Annotated in this window: 17 protein-coding genes; 14 read left to right on the top strand and 3 right to left on the bottom strand. The window is 63.0% G+C overall.

Features of this window, described 5'->3' with window-relative positions; genetic code table 11:
* The first annotated feature begins 1 nt into the window (after window position 1).
* The 4 genes from ACEK02_RS25465 to ACEK02_RS25450 are packed head-to-tail and all read left to right on the top strand — an operon-like array spanning window position 2 to window position 3,324.
* The gene (locus ACEK02_RS25465) at window positions 2-871 is read left to right on the top strand and encodes a branched-chain amino acid ABC transporter permease (RefSeq protein WP_371424279.1); all 870 of its coding nucleotides are present in this window, start codon (window positions 2-4) and stop codon (window positions 869-871) included.
* Window positions 868-1,869 (top strand): branched-chain amino acid ABC transporter permease, encoded by a 1,002-nt coding sequence (locus ACEK02_RS25460; protein ID WP_371424278.1) that lies wholly within the window; start codon window positions 868-870, stop codon window positions 1,867-1,869. Before ACEK02_RS25465 ends, ACEK02_RS25460 begins: the two co-directional genes overlap by 4 nt.
* Window positions 1,866-2,630, top strand: coding sequence for an ABC transporter ATP-binding protein (locus tag ACEK02_RS25455; RefSeq protein ID WP_371424277.1), 765 nt, complete (start codon window positions 1,866-1,868; stop codon window positions 2,628-2,630). Before ACEK02_RS25460 ends, ACEK02_RS25455 begins: the two co-directional genes overlap by 4 nt.
* Window positions 2,611-3,324 (top strand): ABC transporter ATP-binding protein, encoded by a 714-nt coding sequence (locus ACEK02_RS25450; protein ID WP_371424276.1) that lies wholly within the window; start codon window positions 2,611-2,613, stop codon window positions 3,322-3,324. Before ACEK02_RS25455 ends, ACEK02_RS25450 begins: the two co-directional genes overlap by 20 nt.
* 28 nt (window positions 3,325-3,352) lie before the next feature.
* Here the strand turns inward: ACEK02_RS25450 and ACEK02_RS25445 are convergent, their stop codons facing one another.
* Window positions 3,353-3,526: a DUF1328 domain-containing protein gene (locus ACEK02_RS25445; protein WP_371424275.1), complete on the bottom strand. Its 174-nt coding sequence runs from the start codon at window positions 3,524-3,526 to the stop codon at window positions 3,353-3,355.
* 355 nt (window positions 3,527-3,881) lie between these two features.
* On the opposite strand from ACEK02_RS25445, the gene ACEK02_RS25440 reads away from it, so the two are divergent.
* From ACEK02_RS25440 to ACEK02_RS25420, 5 genes are all read left to right on the top strand, one after another.
* A complete protein-coding gene (locus ACEK02_RS25440) occupies window positions 3,882-6,167 on the top strand; it encodes a GumC family protein (RefSeq protein ID WP_371424274.1) in 2,286 nt (761 codons plus the stop codon).
* Complete coding sequence (locus ACEK02_RS25435; RefSeq protein WP_371424273.1) at window positions 6,167-7,321, top strand: glycosyltransferase family 4 protein; 1,155 nt, start codon at window positions 6,167-6,169, stop codon at window positions 7,319-7,321. The genes ACEK02_RS25440 and ACEK02_RS25435 overlap by 1 nt, the downstream gene beginning before the upstream one ends.
* Before the next feature lie 70 nt (window positions 7,322-7,391).
* Window positions 7,392-8,891, top strand: coding sequence for a lipid II flippase MurJ (locus tag ACEK02_RS25430; protein WP_371424272.1), 1,500 nt, complete (start codon window positions 7,392-7,394; stop codon window positions 8,889-8,891).
* A gap of 54 nt (window positions 8,892-8,945) precedes the next feature.
* Window positions 8,946-9,968, top strand: coding sequence for a polysaccharide deacetylase family protein (locus ACEK02_RS25425; protein ID WP_371424271.1), 1,023 nt, complete (start codon window positions 8,946-8,948; stop codon window positions 9,966-9,968).
* Window positions 9,961-11,127, top strand: coding sequence for a glycosyltransferase family 4 protein (locus tag ACEK02_RS25420; RefSeq protein ID WP_371424270.1), 1,167 nt, complete (start codon window positions 9,961-9,963; stop codon window positions 11,125-11,127). Before ACEK02_RS25425 ends, ACEK02_RS25420 begins: the two co-directional genes overlap by 8 nt.
* 16 nt (window positions 11,128-11,143) lie before the next feature.
* Here ACEK02_RS25420 and ACEK02_RS25415 read toward each other — a convergent pair whose 3' ends face one another.
* Complete coding sequence (locus ACEK02_RS25415; RefSeq protein ID WP_371424269.1) at window positions 11,144-12,322, bottom strand: glycosyltransferase family 4 protein; 1,179 nt, start codon at window positions 12,320-12,322, stop codon at window positions 11,144-11,146.
* Window positions 12,323-12,773: 451 nt separating this feature from the next.
* Window positions 12,774-13,697 (bottom strand): helix-turn-helix transcriptional regulator, encoded by a 924-nt coding sequence (locus ACEK02_RS25410; protein ID WP_371424268.1) that lies wholly within the window; start codon window positions 13,695-13,697, stop codon window positions 12,774-12,776.
* A 149-nt stretch (window positions 13,698-13,846) separates the two neighbouring features.
* Here ACEK02_RS25410 and ACEK02_RS25405 point away from each other — a divergent pair, with 149 nt between their 5' ends.
* From ACEK02_RS25405 to ACEK02_RS25385, 5 genes are read left to right on the top strand one after another with little or no spacing between them, the layout of a single operon-like run.
* Window positions 13,847-15,073 (top strand): amino acid ABC transporter substrate-binding protein, encoded by a 1,227-nt coding sequence (locus ACEK02_RS25405; protein WP_371424267.1) that lies wholly within the window; start codon window positions 13,847-13,849, stop codon window positions 15,071-15,073.
* Between the two features lie 30 nt (window positions 15,074-15,103).
* On the top strand, window positions 15,104-15,973 hold the full coding sequence (locus ACEK02_RS25400) for a branched-chain amino acid ABC transporter permease (protein WP_371424266.1): 870 nt from the start codon (window positions 15,104-15,106) through the stop codon (window positions 15,971-15,973).
* On the top strand, window positions 15,970-16,917 hold the full coding sequence (locus ACEK02_RS25395) for a branched-chain amino acid ABC transporter permease (protein ID WP_371424265.1): 948 nt from the start codon (window positions 15,970-15,972) through the stop codon (window positions 16,915-16,917). Before ACEK02_RS25400 ends, ACEK02_RS25395 begins: the two co-directional genes overlap by 4 nt.
* Window positions 16,914-17,657, top strand: coding sequence for an ABC transporter ATP-binding protein (locus ACEK02_RS25390; RefSeq protein WP_371424264.1), 744 nt, complete (start codon window positions 16,914-16,916; stop codon window positions 17,655-17,657). The genes ACEK02_RS25395 and ACEK02_RS25390 overlap by 4 nt, the downstream gene beginning before the upstream one ends.
* Window positions 17,650-18,372 (top strand): ABC transporter ATP-binding protein, encoded by a 723-nt coding sequence (locus ACEK02_RS25385; RefSeq protein ID WP_371424263.1) that lies wholly within the window; start codon window positions 17,650-17,652, stop codon window positions 18,370-18,372. Before ACEK02_RS25390 ends, ACEK02_RS25385 begins: the two co-directional genes overlap by 8 nt.
* Window positions 18,373-18,388 lie beyond the last annotated feature (16 nt).

The following is an 18,388-nucleotide window of genomic DNA, read 5'->3' as shown; positions in this document are numbered from 1 at the left end:
CATGCGCACCATCTTCAGCATCATGACCGACGCCGTCGCCTATGGGATGGTTCTGTTCATCATTTCCATCGGCCTGTCCATCATGATGGGGCTGATGCGCGTCGTGAACCTCGCCCATGGCGCTTTCGCCATGATTGGCGGTTATCTGGCCTCCTATGCGATCCGCGACCTGCATGTGCATTACAGCGTTGCGATCCTGATGGCAGTGATCGGCACCATCATCGTTTCGATCCCGTTCGAGATTCTGCTGTACCGCCGGATCTACCGGAAGTCCGATCCGCTGATTCAGGTGCTGATGACCATCGGCATCACGTTTTTCATCATCGGCATCGTCAACTTCATCTTCGGCCCGTCGCTGAAATCGATTCCGCTGCCACAGACCCTCAGTGGCCCGCTCGATATCGGCTTCCGGATGCTGCCAACCCATCGCATCTTTGTCATCGCCTGCGGCGTGATTACGGCGCTGGCGTTGTGGTTGTTGATCGAGAAGACGGAGTTCGGAATCAAGCTGCGCGCCTCGGTCGATCACAGCGGTATGGCGGACGCCTTGGGCATCCGCACCGAGATCATCTACGCGGTGACCTTCGCGCTGGCGATCGGGCTCGGTGCATTCGGTGGCGTGGTCGGCGCGGAGATCCTGCCGATCGAACCGTTCTATGCGCTGCGCTATATGGTGACGTTCCTGGTCGTCGTCTCTGTCGGCGGTGCAGGCTCGATCCTTGGTGCTCTGTCGGCGTCGCTGCTGCTCGGCCTCGCCGACACCACCGGCAAATATCTTGCGCCGGAGTTCGGCGACTTCTTCTTCTATCTGTCGGTGATCTTCATCGTGTTCCTGTTTCCGCATGGCCTGTTCGGCAGGTCGCACGCATGAGCGAGATCGTCGTGACTCACGTTCCGCACAAGCGCAACATTCCCTTTGGCCAGGAAGCGGCAGGTGCGCTGAGCATCATCGCGCTCGGTGCCATCGGCTATTTTCTGTATCCGGACGATCTGGCGTTCCTGACGCGCTTGATCGGCATCGCATTCCTGGTGCTGTCGCTCGATCTGGTCACCGGCTATTGCGGCGTCGCCACCCTCGGTCATGCCGCGCAATTCGGCGTGGGCGCCTATGCCGCCGGCATTGCTTGCGTGCGTGGCATTACAGATCCTGTCGCATTGCTGGCGGTCGGCGTGTTTGCGGGCACGATCATGGGGCTGATCTCCGGCGCGCTGATCACGCGGTTTCGCGGGCTGCCGCAACTGGTGCTGTCGATTGCCGTGGGGCAATTGGTGGCCGCGCTTGCCAACAAGCTGTCGTGGCTGACCGGGGGCAGCGACGGCCTGTCCGGTATCACACCGGGTAAGGTGTTCGGCATCTTCAGTTTCGACATGTACAGCCGCACGGCATTTTTGTTCTCGCTGGGCGTGCTGGTTATTGTCTTCGTGCTGCTGCAGCGCTTCGTGCGCTCGCCATTCGGTCTGATGTGCCGTGGCATCAAGGACGACGACCTGCGCGCAAGGATGATTGGCGTCTCGATCTATCCGCGTCTCGTGCTGATGTATGGCGTGGCTGGCGCCGTGGCTGGCGTCGGCGGCGCACTGACAGCGATCAGCACCGGAGTAGTGGGCCTCGATAGCGTCAGTTTTGAGCGCTCGGCCGAAGTGCTGGTGATGCTGGTGCTCGGTGGCGCCGGGCATCTGTGGGGCGCGCTGGCCGGGACGATCATCTTCATGATCTTCGAGCACATCGTCGCCGCCGCCAATCCGTTCCACTGGATGACGCTGGTCGGATTGTTGCTGATCCTGATCGTGGTATTCGCGCCGCGCGGCCTGATCGAACCGATGCTGTCGCTGACCTCCCGCCTCAGGCGCAAGGGGAGCGCTGCATGAGCGATCTCCTGGAAGCCCGCGGCGTTTCGCGTTCGTTCGGCGGATTGCAGGTCACCTGCGACGTCAATTTCAAGCTCGCTGCGGGTGACCGCGTCGCGCTGATCGGGCCGAACGGTGCCGGCAAGACCACGCTGGTCAACCTGATTACCGGTGACATCGTGCCGAGCGGAGGCCAGTTCTTCATGGGCGGTGATGAGATCACCAACCTCAGCATTCCCGATCGTGTACGTCGCGGATTGGTTCGGACATTCCAGACCACGCGCCTGTTCGCCAATCTCACGGTCGCCGACAACGTTGCGCTGGCGATCATGCAACGCAAGCGCATCACACGGCGATTCTTCTCTCGCTCGACCGAATTGCCGGAAGTCCGCGCCGAATGGAGTGAGATCCTGAGCCATCTCGGTCTCGATCATCTGGCCTATCGCAGGGTGGTTGAACTCGCTTACGGCCAGCAACGCCTGATCGAGCTTGCCATCGGCCTCGCGCTGCATCCGAAGGTGTTGCTGCTCGACGAGCCCGCCGCCGGTGTACCGCATGACGAAGCACCGAAGATACTGGACGCGATCAATCGTCTGCCGGCGGATATCGCCGTCCTGATGATCGAGCACGACATGGATCTGGTGTTCAAGTTTGCCAAGCGCGTGCTGGTGCTGGCGGCCGGGCGGCTGATATTCGAGGGATCGCCTGACGCCGTTACTGCCGATCACGAAGTGCGTCGCGCGTATCTGGGGAGCTATGCCGATGCCCGCCGCGCCACTTGAAATCCGGAACCTCAGCGCGGGCTACGGCCCGACGCGGATCATCGAGGACATCTCGTTTTCGGTGAAGGCCGGCGACCGTCTCGCCGTGCTCGGCCGTAACGGCATGGGCAAGACCACGCTGCTGGCAACGCTGATGGGCCTGACGACGCGCCATGGCGGCGAGATCAGGATCGGTGACCAGGACGTCACGGCCAAACGCACCTCGGCGCGCGCCGACCTCGGGATCGGCTATGTGCCGCAGACCCGCGACATTTTCGCCTCGCTGACGGTGGAGGAGAATCTGCGCACCGGGCTGAAGGGCAGGCCGGCGTCGGCACTCGACGAGGCCTATGCGATGTTTCCGCGCCTGCGCGAACGTCGCGGCAATTATGGCAAGCAATTGTCGGGTGGCGAGCAGCAGATGCTGTCGATGGCCCGGACCCTGCTGGGCAAGCCCTCGATCCTGTTGCTGGATGAGCCGCTGGAAGGTCTCGCGCCCGTGATCTGCGACGAGCTGATGGCATTGCTGGCGCAGCTGGCCGCTACCAGCGAAGTTACCATCATTCTGGTCGAGCAGCAGATCGAGCGCGCGCTCGATTTCGCGAACAGCGTCATGGTGATGGAACGGGGCCGGACCAGCTGGAGCGGCGAGCCGGATGTGCTGACAGCCGACCGCGCGCTGGTCGATCGGCTGGTCGGCGTCGGCATTCACTAGATCCCGGACAGGCGCGCCGCCTGGCGCGTCAGGCCCGAAAGATCGTGATCCCCAATAGCAGCAGCACGATGCAGATCGCCAGGAAGATATAGAAAAGCACGCGCGCGACATCCGCCGTGGCGGCGGAGATGCCGGTGAAGCCGAACACGCCGGCGGCGACGGAAATCAGAAAGAAGATCAGCGCCCATTTCAGGAGGCTCATTGGGGAACTCCGGTTGCACCAATTCTGGAACGCGGCACTGCGACATTTGGTTCCGGCTCGCAACCAATACCGCCATGCTTACGTAGCTCCCTAAAATGCGGCACACGCCGAGGGACGCGCGTAACAGCCTACTATTTGGGCAGTGCACACGTATTGGTTATCATTTTAAACCCGCCCTTAACCAAAACATCCCTAATGAATGGATAGTAGGCCTGCTCCCTGCAGTGGATTTGTGGTTCGGGGACAAGGGGTTCAGTATGCGTGTCGCGGTCGTTCATGGGTGGTTGCGCTGGGTGAGCGCCGTTGCGGCGCAAGGATGTGCGGTGCCAGCGCGCCATAGCAAAGTCTGACACGCATGTTCACCAGACGCGCCATCGTTACGAATACCCAAACCGCCGATGGCGCGGCGAGCGAGAGCCCGTTGCTGAAGATCTGGCGCAATCGTAGCCTGTTCGGCGCTGTGTTTCTCGGCGTGATGATCCTGACGGTCATTGCGCTGGTCGTGCTGCCCGTGCGTTATCTCGCCACAGGTTCGGTGATTGTCGCCGAGCAGGAGCCCAGCAACAGCAACGCCTCGGCCGCCTGGGCGCAGAAGATCGGCGACCCCGCCGACGTCGAAAGCCAGCTGCTGATCGCGCGCTCGCCGCGGGTCTTGCGGCTCGCCATGCAGCAGCCGGGCATTACCGAAGCTGCCATCGAAGAGTGTCAGAGCAAGGGCAACGCCGCGACCTGCGAGAAAATGAAGACCGACACGGCGGCGCTGATCGAATACGTGTCGGGCAATTTCTCGATCGGTGCTGTCGGACGTTCCCGCGTCATCAATATCTCCTACACCTCGTCGATGCCCGAAGTCGCGCAGAAGATGGCGAATGCGCTGACCAATGCGTTTCTCGACGAGCAAAGGACGTCGGGGGCGAACAGCCGCGAGATTGCCGCGTCCTATCTCTGGAAGGAAGCCAAGCAGCTGGATATCGAGTTGCGCGACGCCGATGCCAAGATTCAGGCCTTTCGCCGCAACAAGGGTCTGATGCGTGGTTCGCTGGCACCGATCAGCTCGGAGCGGCTGACCAGCATCAGCCAGCAATTGTCCACGGCGGAAACCGCGCGCGCCGAAGCGCTCGCCCGCTTGCAGGAGATCAAGGCCAATCAGGCTCGCGCTGTCGATTCCCCTTCGGTGCTATCGAACCGTTCGATCGCCGATCTCAAGCAGCAGCTCACGGTCGTGACCGCACAGCTCGCCAGTCAGGCTAATGTACTCGGGCCCCGGCACCCATCGCTGCGTGCGCTGGAGCAGGAGCAGTCTGCGATCAAGGGGCGCATGGCCACGGAAGTGGCCAGCATCGCGGCCAGCGCGCAGAAGGCCTATGACGCCAATGACGCGCTGGTAAATTCGCTGAAGAAGCAGATGGATGCCGTGAAAGCTGAAGTCGGCTCGGCGACATCGGACGAAGCCTCGATCGAGAGCATGGTGCGGAGCACCGAGATCAAGCGCCAGCAATATGCCGATCTCTACAAGCGCGCCAGCGAACTCGAAACCGAGCGCCGCGTGCTGATCGGCAATACACGACTGGTCAGCCTTGCCGAACTGCCGGCCAAGCCGTTCTTCCCGAAGAAAATCCCGTTCCTTGCCGCCGGCGGTACGCTCGGCCTGCTGCTCGCACTCGTCGCAGCCTTCTTCGGCGATCGCGTCAATCTTGCGGGTCTATCCCGGCTGCGGATGGCAACCATTCGCCCGGCGCGCGCAGCGGCGCCCGAGCCTGCCGCTGTCGTTACGCCCGTCGCTCCGGCTCCTGTCCAGGCGACAGCCCCGGTGGCGCCGCGTCCCGGACCGGCGCCGGTGGCATTGTCATCGGAGCTCGCCGTCGTCACCGGCGCGCCCATTCTGGCACGATTGCCGACCGTCAAGCGCGATCCGTCGGAATCGCCGATCGGTGCGATCCTCACGGCGCAGTCCGGCGCTTCGCTGGCGCGTGCGCTGCCACTCGCACTGCAGGACCAGCACTATCAGGATGCACTCCGCGATCTGGCGACGGGGCTGCTGACGTCGAACGACGCCAGGACACGCCGCAAGATTCTGGTCGCGTCGCCGACGACGGCCGAGGGCAAAACCTTTCTGACCCTGACTCTGGCGCAGCATCTCGCAACGGCCGGCCGCAGCGTTCTGGTGATCGAATGCGATTTCGGCGCGCCGAAGTTCGAAACAGCCTTGGGCTTGCGCAGCAGCATGGGGCTGCAGGGAATTCTGCGCGGCGACATCGCGCCGCGCGAAGCGGTGGTCCGCACCGCGACTCCCAATCTCGACGTCATTCCTGCTGGGCCGTTCTCGGCATCCGCCGAATTGCTGATGCGCAAACCGCTCGGCGATCTGCTGCTGTGGAGCCAGATCTACGACGTCGTCCTGATCGACGCGCCGTCGCCCGGCATCCAGACCGATCTGGGCGTGCTGGCCAGGCAGGTCGATGGCGTGCTGCTCTGCATGCGTTCCGGCCGCTCGTCGATCGGGCAGGCGGTGGCGACGTCCAGCGCGATCCGTGTCGCCGGCGGCAATGTCTTCGGTATTGCCGTCACCATGATGCCGGATGCCAACACACCACGCAGTACGGACCGGCTCTCGAATGATGCCTATGCCGGGGCGACGTGATGCCTGCTCCGCGCGTTCTGTTCGTCTGCCATACAGGCGCGATCTCCGGCGCCGAGCTGGTTCTGATCGATCTCGTTCAGCCATGGGTGGGCGAGGCCGCCTTCCTGTTCGAGGATGGCCCACTGCATCAGGCGCTCGCAGCCAAGGGTCTGAAGGTGCGCGTGTCGCGCTGGGGCAAGGGGCTCACGGATGTCAGGCGCGACAGTTCGATCCTGAAAGCCTTTCCGTTGATTGGCCGGCTGGGGGCCATCATTGCCGAATTGACGGGCGAAGCGCGCCGTCACGACGTCATCTATGCGAACTCGCAGAAGGCCTTTGTGCTGTCGGCCGTCGCCGCCACGCTGGCGCGGCGTCCGCTGATCTGGCACCTCCATGATATCATCAGCAGCGAGCATTTCGGCGCCACGCAGCGCCGTGTGCAAGTGACGCTGGCGAATTATTGCACGGCAAAGGTGATCGTTCCTTCGCAAGCCGCTGCAGATGCCTTCATTGCCGAAGGCGGCCGCAAGGAGCTGGTCGCGATCGTGCCCAACGGTCTTGATGTGCCGCCGGACGCAAACACGCCGCTGGAGATCCGGCGCGAGCTGAAATTACCCGAAGGGCCGCTCGTCGGCGTCTTCAGCCGCCTTGCGGCCTGGAAGGGGCAGCATATCGTGTTGCAGGCCCTGGCAAAGACCCCGGGCGTCAGTTGTATCATTGCGGGGGCTGCGCTGTTCGGCGAGGAACCCTATGCCGAGAAGCTCAACCGGATGGTGGCGGATCTCGGTCTTGGTGATCGCGTGCATTTCCTCGGCCAGCGCAATGACGTGCCGAGGCTGATGCGTGCCGTCGATGCGATGATCCATCCCTCGATCGATCCCGAACCTTTCGGCCGGACGCTCGTCGAGGCCATGCTCGCGGGTGTGCCTGTAATTGCAACGGATGCCGGCGCAGCCTCCGATATTCTCGAGGTCGGCAAGGCCGGAACGCTGGTACCGCCCGGCGATGTCGATGCGCTGGCCACTGCGATCACACGAGTGATGTCGCACCCGCCTGAGCTGGCGGGCCAGTTGCGATATGCCGAAGCGCGGGCGCGGTCGCACTACAGCGTCGATCAGATGTTGCAGACGGTCTCGAGCCTGATCGGGCGAGCGGCTGCGGGAGCTCCCGTGTGACTGCGTATCGCTGCTCGGTTCTCGGTTTGAAAGCTCGGATGGTCCCTGATCGGACCGCGGCGGCGCGCCTATGAGCGGAGCCCGGCACTCGACGCGGAAGTTCACGGCGATTCTCATCAGCGGTGCGCTGACCAGCAAGCTGCTGGGGTTCGGCCGTGAGATATTGATGGCGCAAGTGCTTGGCGCCTCGCTGGTCGCCGATGGCTTTCGTGGCGCGATCACGGCGGTGATGCTGCCGCTGGCCTTCCTGCAGAACGAAACCGTGCCGGCCGTGATGATCCCGATGCACCGGGATGCGTTGAAGGACGGCAACGGACCTCAGCGCCTTGGTGCCATGACCGTGGCGATCACCGGCATCGCCATGATCCTGATGATCGGGCTGCAGGCTCTCGGCGAGAGGGCCGTGGACGCGCTGGTCGGCGGCTTTTCGGCGGAAGGGCGTAGGCTTACCCTCGACTTCATTCGCATCATGGCGCTGGGCATGCCGGCCTCGGCGATGATCAATGTGCTGGCCTCGGGGGAAATTGCGCTCGGCCGGACCCGCCTGACGAATGTCCGCGCCAGCATCCTGAACGTGGCCGTGCTCATGGGCATTGCTCTCGTTTCTGTGTCCGGCAACTTCCATACACTGGCCTGGTCGTTCTCGATTGCCTTCAATGCGCTCGCCGCCTGGGGCCTCTACACCATGTGGCGCGAGGGCGTGCTCAGCTTCAAGGGCCTGTCGCTGTCATCGGTGCTGGCATCGGGGCGCGACTTCTTCCGTCGGCTGCGACCGCTGCTCGCGCTACCGGTCGCCGAACAGGCCAATGTCTGGATCGAACGCCTGCTGGCCTCGCGGGTCGGGACCGGTGCGGTGGCCTCGATGGATTATGCGCGGACGTTGACCGAAAGCGCGTTGCTGCTGATCAGCCAGCCGATCGGGCTGGCGGTGTTGTCCAGCCATCCGCCAAAGGATGTCGGCGTGCAGATCGAAGGGATCGCCCGGCCCATTCTCGCATTCGCGGTGCCGGCGTCAGTCTTTCTCGCGATGTTCGCGCCGGAGATCGTGCGACTGGTTTTTCTGCGCGGCGCCTTTAACGAGCAGGCACTGTTTCTGACCAGTCAGGCCTTGCGCGGCATTGCACTTGGCCTTTGGGCTGCGACGCTTGGCTGGATCCTGATCCGCATCCTCAATGGCGCAGGACGGAACCTTGCGGCCGCGGCCATCATTATCAGTGCCTATCTGGTTAATATCGTAGTTAACCTTCTCACCTCATACCTGCCCACGGCGCACGAATGGGGCACCTTGTTACTTGGACTGGGCGAAGCCGCCCGTGGTATCGTTCTTCTGGCTGGCGTCATGATCGTCCTGGGGTCCCGGCGCAAGCTGCTCTACCTGATGGTTCTCGCGTGTTTCCCGGCAGCGCTGATGGCAGTCTTCAGCTGGCAAATTCATGAGGTTCTGACGGGCCCGTGGCAGCGACTTTTCGCCGGTGGTTTTGCCTATCTGGTCTGCCTTGCCCTGTCTGTCGCCATGCTGATGCCCGGCATTTACATTGCGGCATTTGCGCGCGTCCGGGGCCGCTTGTGATTTTAGTATGTGTTTTTGTATTAGAGAGTGCCTTGATCGTCTGAGGACTTTTCGATGAAGCACCTGTTATCCAGCGCCGCCCGACGCATGGCTTCGTCCGAAGCGCTGGTTCGCCCGATCAGCATGGCTGCCGACTTGTTCATGGGCACGCGCGGTTGCCTGATGACCTTTCACCGCGGCGCTTCAGCTCGGGCCTGGGAAAAGCTGCCGAACCGCGACTTCTATCTCGATACGAATTTTCTCGATCAGTTCCTATCGCATCTGAAGCAACGCGGCTGGGATGTCGTGACGATGGAAGAGGCGATCCAGCGCACGAAGGCCGGAAAGTCCAACGATCGTTTCGCCAATTTCTCCGTCGACGATTGCTATCGCGATACGTATGAGGAGATCGTGCCGCTGTTTCGCCGTCACAACGTGCCGGTGACGCTGTTCGTTACGACGGGCATTCCTGACGGTACGCTTCCGCTGTGGGCCGCGGGTCTGGAAGATACCCTGCTCAACAACGACCGGGTCATTCTCGAGGACGGCGCGATCGACGTGCCGACATCCGACGCCAAGCGTGCGGCGTTCCATCGGATTGCGGATCGTTGGGACGGCCCCCAGGCGGCCAGCTGCTACGCCAAATTTTGCGAACTCAACGGTGTCGACATCGACGCGATGCACTGGAAGCATGCGATCACCTGGGAGATGCTCGAAGAGCTGCGCGACGATCCGCTGGTGGAAATCGGCGGCCACACCGTGACGCATGCCCGCATTTCGTCGCTGTCGCCCGATGACGCACGCTTTGAACTCAAGGGCGGCCGCGACCGGTTGGTCGAGCGGCTCGGTATTCCCGCCAGACATTTTGCATTTCCCTATGGGCGTTCAGGCGATTGCGGTCCGCGTGATTTCGCCATCGCGCGTGATGCCGGCTATGCGAGCGCAGCAACCACGCGCAAGGGCCTCGTGCGCAACGGGCAGGATGCCTACAACCTGCCACGATGCACGATCAACGGCGCGGATCGCAGTCTCGCGACCATGGAACTGCATCTGTCTGGCCTGACGGGTGTGGCCGCGAGGATGACGGGGCGTGTCTAGCAGTCGTCGCCTCAAGGTTCTTTCGATCGCCCATCCCGCCGTCAGCCGCGATGCGGGGCGCCTGCGTTACTACCCTCTCGTCGGGCGCGATGACGTCGATATGCATCTCGTCGTCCCGGCGACCTGGTATCAGTTCGGCCGCACGATCATTGCAGATCCGTCCGACGATCCCGGCATGACCGTGCATGTGATGCCGATCCGCCTGCCGCGAGCGGGCCCGATGAGCTGGTATCTGCATTTCTATCCGGGGCTGCGCCGCATTATCCGCGAGGTCGATCCAGATGTGATCCATCTCTGGGAAGAACCGTGGAGCGTAGTCGCGATGCAGGCGCGCGTCCTCAAGGGCCGCGCTGCAATGGTCCTGGAAGTCGATCAGAACATTCTCAAGCGCCTGCCGCCGCCATTCGAATTCATCCGCAAGGACGTGTTGCGGAATACGGATCACATCCTCTCGCGTAGTCCGGAGGCGACAGCGGTCGTTCGCGCGCGCGGCTATGCCGGCCCGACGTCGCCAATCGGCTACGGTGTCGATCTCGCGACCTTCAATTTGACGGACGAGCGCCGGGCTCCGATGGCGCCCGGGCAGGGACTACGCATTGGCTATGTCGGGCGTCTCGTCGAGGAGAAGGGCCTCGACGATGCGCTCGATGCGATGAAGCGCGCCGCGGCGCATGTGACATTGGCGATCATGGGCGAAGGCCCTCATGAGCCTGCACTCAGGCAGCGTGTCGCTGAAATGGGCCTGACCGACCGCGTCACGTTTCAGGGGTGGGGCAAGCCCGCCGATGTCGCGTCGTTCCTCAGCAGCCTCGATGCGGCGATCTTGCTGACCCGCACAACCAGCGCCGTGCGTGAGCAGTTCGGCCGGGTGATCGTCGAGTCGCAGGCCTGCGGCGTGCCGGTTATCGGTTCGACGGGCGGTGCTATTCCCGAGGTTGTCGGCAAGGGCGGCTGGATTGTTCCCGAGCGCGATCCGGATGCCCTGGCGACACTGCTGGATCGGCTTGCTGCTGATCCGCAGCAGTTGCTGGATCGCGGTGTGGCCGCGCGCGACAATGTGCTGACGCGTTTCACTTACGAGGTGGTGGCGAATGCGCTGGTGTCGGCCTGCCGGCAGGCGGCCGATGCCAAGCGGGGAGCCGCCCGGCCGCTCCCTTGAAAGCAGGCGCTTGCGATCAGGCGCCGACCGCCATCGCGCCCGGCGCAAATTCGTCCTTCGAGGCCTGGACCTGCTCCAGCAGTTCGATGTAACGCGAGCCGACATAATCCCAGCCGTAGTTCAGTGCCGTGGCATGCGCCCCTTCGCACAGCCGCGCCAATGCTGCCGGATCGGAGAAAGCCATCGCGATCTTCTCTGCGATGTCTGCGTCGTCCATCTTGATCTGATAGCCGTTCACGCCGTCGACAAGGTAATCCTCGATGCCGCCAACCGGCGTCGCGAAAACCGGCGTCGAGCAGGCCATGGCTTCCATGCAGACCAGTGAGAAAGTCTCATAGGCGGTCGGCAGCACGAAGGCATCGGCCGCAGCGTAGAACGCAGGCATGTCGGTGCGCGATCCTGCGAAGACCAGCCGATTGCTCGAGGTTGTCGCCAGCTTGCGATAGGGCGCAGGATTGTCCGAGCCCACCACCAGCATCCAGACATCGGGGCCAAGACGCTCGAGCGCGCCGATGGCATGCGCCAGACCTTTGCGGCGAAATTCATGGCCGGCGAACAGCAGAAGCCTGGCGTGTGCGGGGATGCCGAATTCCTCACGGATCCTGAGGCCGGCCGCGGTATCGCGGGTAAAGCGATTGAGGTCGATGCCGTTGGGGATCACACGGATGCGCGATGCCGGCACCTTGTAGATTTGTTGCAGTTCGGTCGCGACGCGCGGCGAGACCGCGACATACATGCGATAGCGCAGACCGCCGATCATCCAGCGATCACGCAGGGCCACCCACAGATGCATGGGATTCAGCATCCATGACCAGGAACCGGCGTTGCGCTTTTCGGCGAGGCTCTGCGCATTGACCGCGTGCACGACCAGCACGTCGCCCGTCAGGCTGTCACCGTGACTCACGATGACGGCCTTGGGATGATGATAGGCGGCGCGCGTCGCCAGAAAAGTGAAGGTAGGAACGACAAAAGCGCGGCCAAGATAGCGCAGGACGCCGCGCGTCTTGATGCGTGACAGCCAGCCGCCGACGCGCTCGATGCGCGTACCCGGCGTTGCCTTGTCGCCGACGGCGCTGGCGAGAACTGTGTTGGCGATCTTGGCGCGGCTGAAGGCGCATGCGAGTTCGCTGGCCACGCTTTCAACGCCGCCGACCGAACTCAATTCCTGGACGATCTGGACGATCTCGATGGTCATGGGCCGACACTATGAAAAAGGGTGAACGCCAATTTCGTTGGTGCGCTGATAAGTCGCAATTTCATCAATATCCTGCTTTCGCAGCCTTTTGTCACCAGCACAACGTCTAAGATTTGACCTTCGCGATAAGGCATTTCGGCGGAAACACTCGGACACAGTTGAGTGAATGCAGCCTCGTTGCGCCAAGTAGTATTCCGCTCTACCTGGAGTCGGTAATTGGCGCCGTCACATGCGTCTTATGGGTGCGATCCTACGTCGATGACGATCTCGTGGGCATCTTTCACCAGCGCTTTGGGCCGAATAGTGAACGGCGTCATGAGTGACATCTGAAACAGAGCGCGGAAATGGATGTTGTGATCCCGATTCAATATCGAGTCATGCTTAACGCGTGCTGTTCCAAATTGATCACGCAGGTTTCAAAGAGACACAGCACTGATCGACGGTGGGACAGTTACGGCCACGCTGCATAGGACGGACCGTGCTGACCTGGATCGAGTCGCGCGCGGCGCCGATAGGCGCCAGGCGAGGCGTTCTGATATTTGCGAAAAAAGCGGTTGAAATAACCGGGGTCGCGAAAGCCGAGGCCATAGCCGATCTGCTCGACAGGCAGATCAAGTTGTCGCAAGCGCATGCAGGCTTCGTGGATTAGCCGTTGATGTATGATGGCGCGCGGACTGCAACCCTTCTCGCGCTTGCAATGCGCATGCAGCTTGTCGTCGGTGACGCCAAGCGCGGCCGCATAGCGGGCGATGGGCCAGCCGTCACGATAATGCAGTTCGACCATCTGCAGGAAATTGCCGACAAGGCGGGGGCCATCGCCGCGCTGCGCAGCATCGTCGGCGGGCTCCTCCGAAATCAGCGATCGCCAGAGATGCAGGCACAGCAATAACACATGTGTCGAACTCATCGTCGCACTGCCGCGGCCGGGCGTGCCCAACTCGCGCACCAGTGTGGCGCAGGATTCGGTGATGGGAGTGAAGGTCGTGGCGAGTTGCTTGCCTTCAAGCAGGACCAGCCGGTCAATGGTCCGTCGCAGATGCAGCGCCTCGGCGCTGCTCGCCACGGTCCGCGTCAGCACGTCGTCGGAGACGGATATCAGATAGCCCTGCGCGCCGGCCTCGACCTGCAGCGTGCCTTCATGATCGCCGGGAAGCCACAACAGGCCGGGGGACTGAATGGCAACCGTGGTGCCGCGCATTGTCGCGGTGCCGCGCCGGGTTTCGATCACCAGCAGGTGTGAGCGCCGGGGAATCGACTGCCGGATGGTCCAGCTGCGCGGCGCCAGTCCGGGCACGAATCTGTCGGCATGCAAAGCGGGAAGCAGCTTCTCCATGAAGCCGGCCGGACCCGAAACGATGTGCGCGGTCTCAAGCACTGGGACAATCCGTCGCGCGAAATAGCTCGCTTACACGGATCAATACAATCTTTCCCCGGATGCGTCCAATTCCCAGGTCCAAGCGCTCGACTAGTCTCCCGCCATCGAACGCCACAAGGCGTCGGTGAAAAGATCTCGGGGAGGATATCATGGTGTCAGCAGTCAAGCGCCTTGCGGCGGGACTACTCGCAGTGGCCGGTGCGGCGGTCGTCGGATGGGACGGCGCGGCGGAGGCCCAGACGTCGGTCAAGATCGGTTATGCCATCTCACGCACCGGCCCGGCGGCCGGAGGCGCTGCGGTGACGACGATTCCAAACTACGAGCTGTGGGTCAAGGAGGTGAACGCCGCCGGCGGCCTCAAGCTCGGCGACAAGCGCGTGCCCATCGAGGTCGTGCAATATGACGACCGGTCGAGCGCCGAGGAAGCCGCCAAGGCGCTGGAGCGGCTGATCACCCAGGACAAGGTCGATTTCATCCTGCCGCCCTGGGGCACCGGCCTGAATCTCGCGGTTGGCCCGATCCTCAACAAGGCCGGCTATCCGCATATCGCCTCGACGGCAGTGACTGACCGCGCGCCCGAACTGGCAAAGCGCTGGCCCAACAGTTTCTGGCTGCTCGGCACCAGCGCCGACGCCGCCAAGACGCTGGTCGAGCTGCTGACGAAGCTCCGCAGTGAAGGCAAGATCGGCGATACCGTGGCGATGGCCAGCATCGCCGACGGCTTCGGCATCGATCTCTCTGGTGCCGCAAGGCCCGCTCTGACAGCCGCCAAATTCAAGCTGGCTTATGACAAGACCTATCCGGTGGGCACGCAGGATCTCAGCCCGATCATCAACGAGGTGAAGGCACTGAACCCCGACGTGTTCATCGCCTTCAGCTATCCGCCGGACACGATCGCCATCACCGAACAGTCGCGCATCTCCGGTTTCAATCCGAAGATCTTCTACACTGGCGTCGGCACGGCATTTCCGTTGTTCAAGCAGAAGTTCGGTGCCAATGCGGAAGGTGTGATGGGCATCGGCGGCTGGAGCGGCGACAGCCCGGCCATCAAGGACTATCTGGCGCGCCACAAGGCGTCGACCACGAATGGCGCCGAGCCGGACCGCTGGGCGAGTGCGGTCACCTATGCCGGCCTGCAGATGCTGCAGCAAGCGATTGAGCGGGTTGGCAAAGTCGATCGTGCTGCGGTCATCAAGGACCTGCAGAGCGGCACCTTTGACACCGTGATTGGCAAGGTGAAGCTCGAGAACAACATGCCGACCAAATACTGGTGGGTCGGGCAGTGGCAGGACGGCGAGTTCTATGGCGTCGGCCCGTCGGGTAACGAGGGCGCGCGTGCGCCGGTCGTGCCGAAGCCGGCATGGAAGGCGCAGTGATCGCGTCCCTCCTGTATCTGGTCTGACAGAATGACAAACGCGGTTCTCACCGGCCTCGTGCTGGGCGGCATGTATGCGCTGATCGCCATGGGGCTCACCCTGCAATATGGCGTGGCGCGGATCATGAACCTGTCCTATGGCGAGTTCCTGATCGGCGCGGCCTTTGCGTCCTACTGGCTGTTTACCGGCTGGGCGCTCAATCCGCTCGCAGGACTGGCGTTTGTCATTCCGGTCAGTTTCGGCGTCAGCTATCTCTTGTATCGCGTGTTGCTCACGCCGCTGGTGCGCCGCGCGCGCACCCGCGACGCCCTTGAGGTCGACAGTATTCTAGCCACCTTCGGCATGATGTTCATCGTGCAGGGCATCATGCTGACCATGTTTGGCGGCGCTTATTTCAGCTACTCGTTCCTCGCTGTGCCGGTGACGATCGTCGGCGAAGTGCTGGCGCTGAATCGCCTGATCGCTTTCGGTCTCGCGGTCGTCGTCGGTCTCGCGCTCTATCTGACGCTGACGCGCACACGGATCGGCACCTCGATCCGCGCGGTGGCCGTCGATCCCGTCGCGGCGCAGCTCGTGGCGATCGACGTCACCAGGACATCGGCACTCGCTTTTGCACTCGGCGGCGCGCTCGTGGCGTCCGCGGGCGTGCTGATCAGCATGTTCCTGACCTTCAGCGCCACCTCCGGCGTGGTCTTCACCATGAAGGCCCTGATCGTCGTCGTGATGGGCGGCGTCGGCAATCTGCTCGGTTGCCTGGTGGCAGGACTTGCGCTCGGTCTGAGCGAAGCGCTGGTGGCGACCTTCATCGATCCCGGGCTGACGCTGGCGGTGAATTTCGCGCTGTTCCTCGGCGTGCTGTTGGTGAAGCCGGCCGGCATTTTCGGGAGGGCGCAGCGATGAGCCGCGCACAAATGACAACCGGTGCGATCTGCCTTGCAGCGGTGGTTGCGCTCGCCTTCGTTCCGATGGTGGTCGACGCCTATTATCTCGCGCTGGCGATCAGCCTGTTGCAGTTCACGGTGCTAGCGACGGCATGGGGCATGTTCTCGGGCCCGACACGCTACGTGTCGCTCGCAACGACAGCCTTCTTCGGTGTCGGCGCCTACACCGTCGCGGTGCTGGGTGAGCAATTGCCATGGTCGCTGGTGCTGCTGATCGCGGCTGCGATCGGCGCGGTGATGGCCGTCATCGTCGGCCTGTCGACGCTGCGGCTGAGCGGCGTGCATTTCGTTATCTTCACCTTCGGTCTCGCCGAACTCGTGCGCCAGATCGTGGTCTGGTACGAGGTCAACAAGACGCGCGTACTCGGCCGTTACGTCTTTGTCGATATCACCCAGAACGACATCTACTGGCAGTTGCTGGCGCTGGCCGTCATCGTGTTCGGTGCCGGCTGGCTGATCGCCCGCTCGCGCTTCGGCTTCGCGCTGCGGATTATCGGCGAGGACGAGACTGTGGCGCGGCATTGCGGCATCAACGTCACTATCGCCAAGGTGGCGCTGTTCACCATCACCGCCACCTTCATGACGCTGGTCGGTGCGATCATGGCGCCGCGCTTCACCTATATCGAGCCCTCGATTGCCTTCAACGCCACGATCTCCTTCGAAGTGGTGATCATGGCGCTGCTCGGCGGCGCCCATCGCCTGTGGGGCCCGGCGCTCGGCGCCATTCCGCTGACGCTGTTGTTCGACGTCCTGTCCGCACGCTTCCCCAGCACATCGACCCTGATCATGGGCGTGGTGTTTCTCCTCATCGTCTATGCGCTGCCATCAGGCGTGGTTGGCTTCTGGGAGAAGTTGAAGGCCTGGCAGCCAACGGCGTCGAAGATGCGGGGAGCGCAGGCATGACCCCCAGTGCAACGCCGGTGCTCCGCATCGAAGGCCTGACCCGCGCTTTCGGTGGCCTCGTCGCCGTCAACGGCATCGACCTGGCGGTGCATGCCGGCGAGATCGTCGGCCTGCTTGGCCCCAACGGCTCCGGCAAGACCACGGCGCTCAACCTGATCTCCGGCGTGTTGTCGCCGAATGCCGGCGTGATTGCCTTCGCCGGCCACGATATCGCGGGCTGGCCGACCCATCGCATCGCGCGTCTCGGGCTCGCGCGCACCTTCCAGCTGGTCCGTGTGCTCGATGGCATGACCTGCGGCGAGAATGTGGAGGCCGGGCTGGCCTTTCATCATGCGCCGCTTGCACGCGACGCGATGGCTGCGGCTGCGGCCGGCCTGCTCGCGCGGGTCGGGCTCGCCGGATTTGGCGGACGGCCCGCATCGGAGCTCACTTATATCGACCGCAAGCGGCTCGAACTGGCACGCGCGCTGGCGCTGCAGCCGCGCCTGCTGCTGCTCGACGAATGGCTTGCTGGTCTGAACCCGTCCGAATTGCTGATCGGGATCGAACTGATCCGCTCGCTCAAGGATGAGGGGCTGTCGATCCTGCTGGTCGAGCACGTGATGGATGCGATCCGCTCGTTATGTGATCGCTGCGTGGTCATGAGCAGCGGCCGCAAGATTGCAGAAGGGCCTGTTGCTGCTGTGCTGAGCGACCCAGCGGTGATCGAGGCCTATCTGGGAGTGCCTGCGGATGCTTGAGGTCTCCAATATCAGCGTCACCTATGGCCAGCATCACGCGCTGAGCGATGCGGCGCTCCATGTCGAGCGCGGCGAGATCATCGTCATTCTCGGCGCCAATGGCGCCGGCAAGTCGTCGTTGCTCAAGGCCATTGCCGGTTTGCTGCCGTCACCAGCCAAGATCGTCAAACTCGCCGGTCGTGATCTGTCCCGTCTGCCGCCTCATGAGATCGTGGAAGCCGGGCTCGCACTGGTGCCGGAAGGCCGCGGCGTGTTCGGTGAATTGACAGTGGCGGAGAACCTTCTGCTCGGCGCCAATCCGAAGCGCGCACGGGCCGTCGAGGCCGAACAGCGCGCCAAGGTGATGACGCTGTTTCCTCGGCTCGGCGAGCGCCTGGCGCAGACCGTGCGTACCATGAGCGGCGGTGAGCAACAGATGGTGGCAATCGGCCGCGCGCTGATGTCGAACCCCGATATTCTCCTGCTCGATGAACCATCGCTCGGTCTGTCGCCGTTGCTGGTGCGCGAATTGTTCGCGGCCTTGCGCAAGGTGCGCGAGACGGGTGTCGGGTTATTGCTGGTCGAGCAGAACGCGCGCGAGAGTCTCGCCATCGCGGATCGCGGCTATCTGATCGAGAACGGCAGGATTACCGGCAGCGGTACCGCGGCTGCCCTGCAATCAGATGACGCCGTGCGCCGCGCCTATCTCGGCGGGCTCGCCAGCGGCGCAGCCTGATCCAGCAAAAATATTC

This window comes from Tardiphaga sp., assembly GCF_041424195.1.
In the GTDB taxonomy this organism is placed as follows: domain Bacteria; phylum Pseudomonadota; class Alphaproteobacteria; order Rhizobiales; family Xanthobacteraceae; genus Tardiphaga.
The sequence above is the reverse complement of the archived record's forward strand: the minus strand, read 5'-3'. Positions and strand labels throughout refer to the sequence as shown.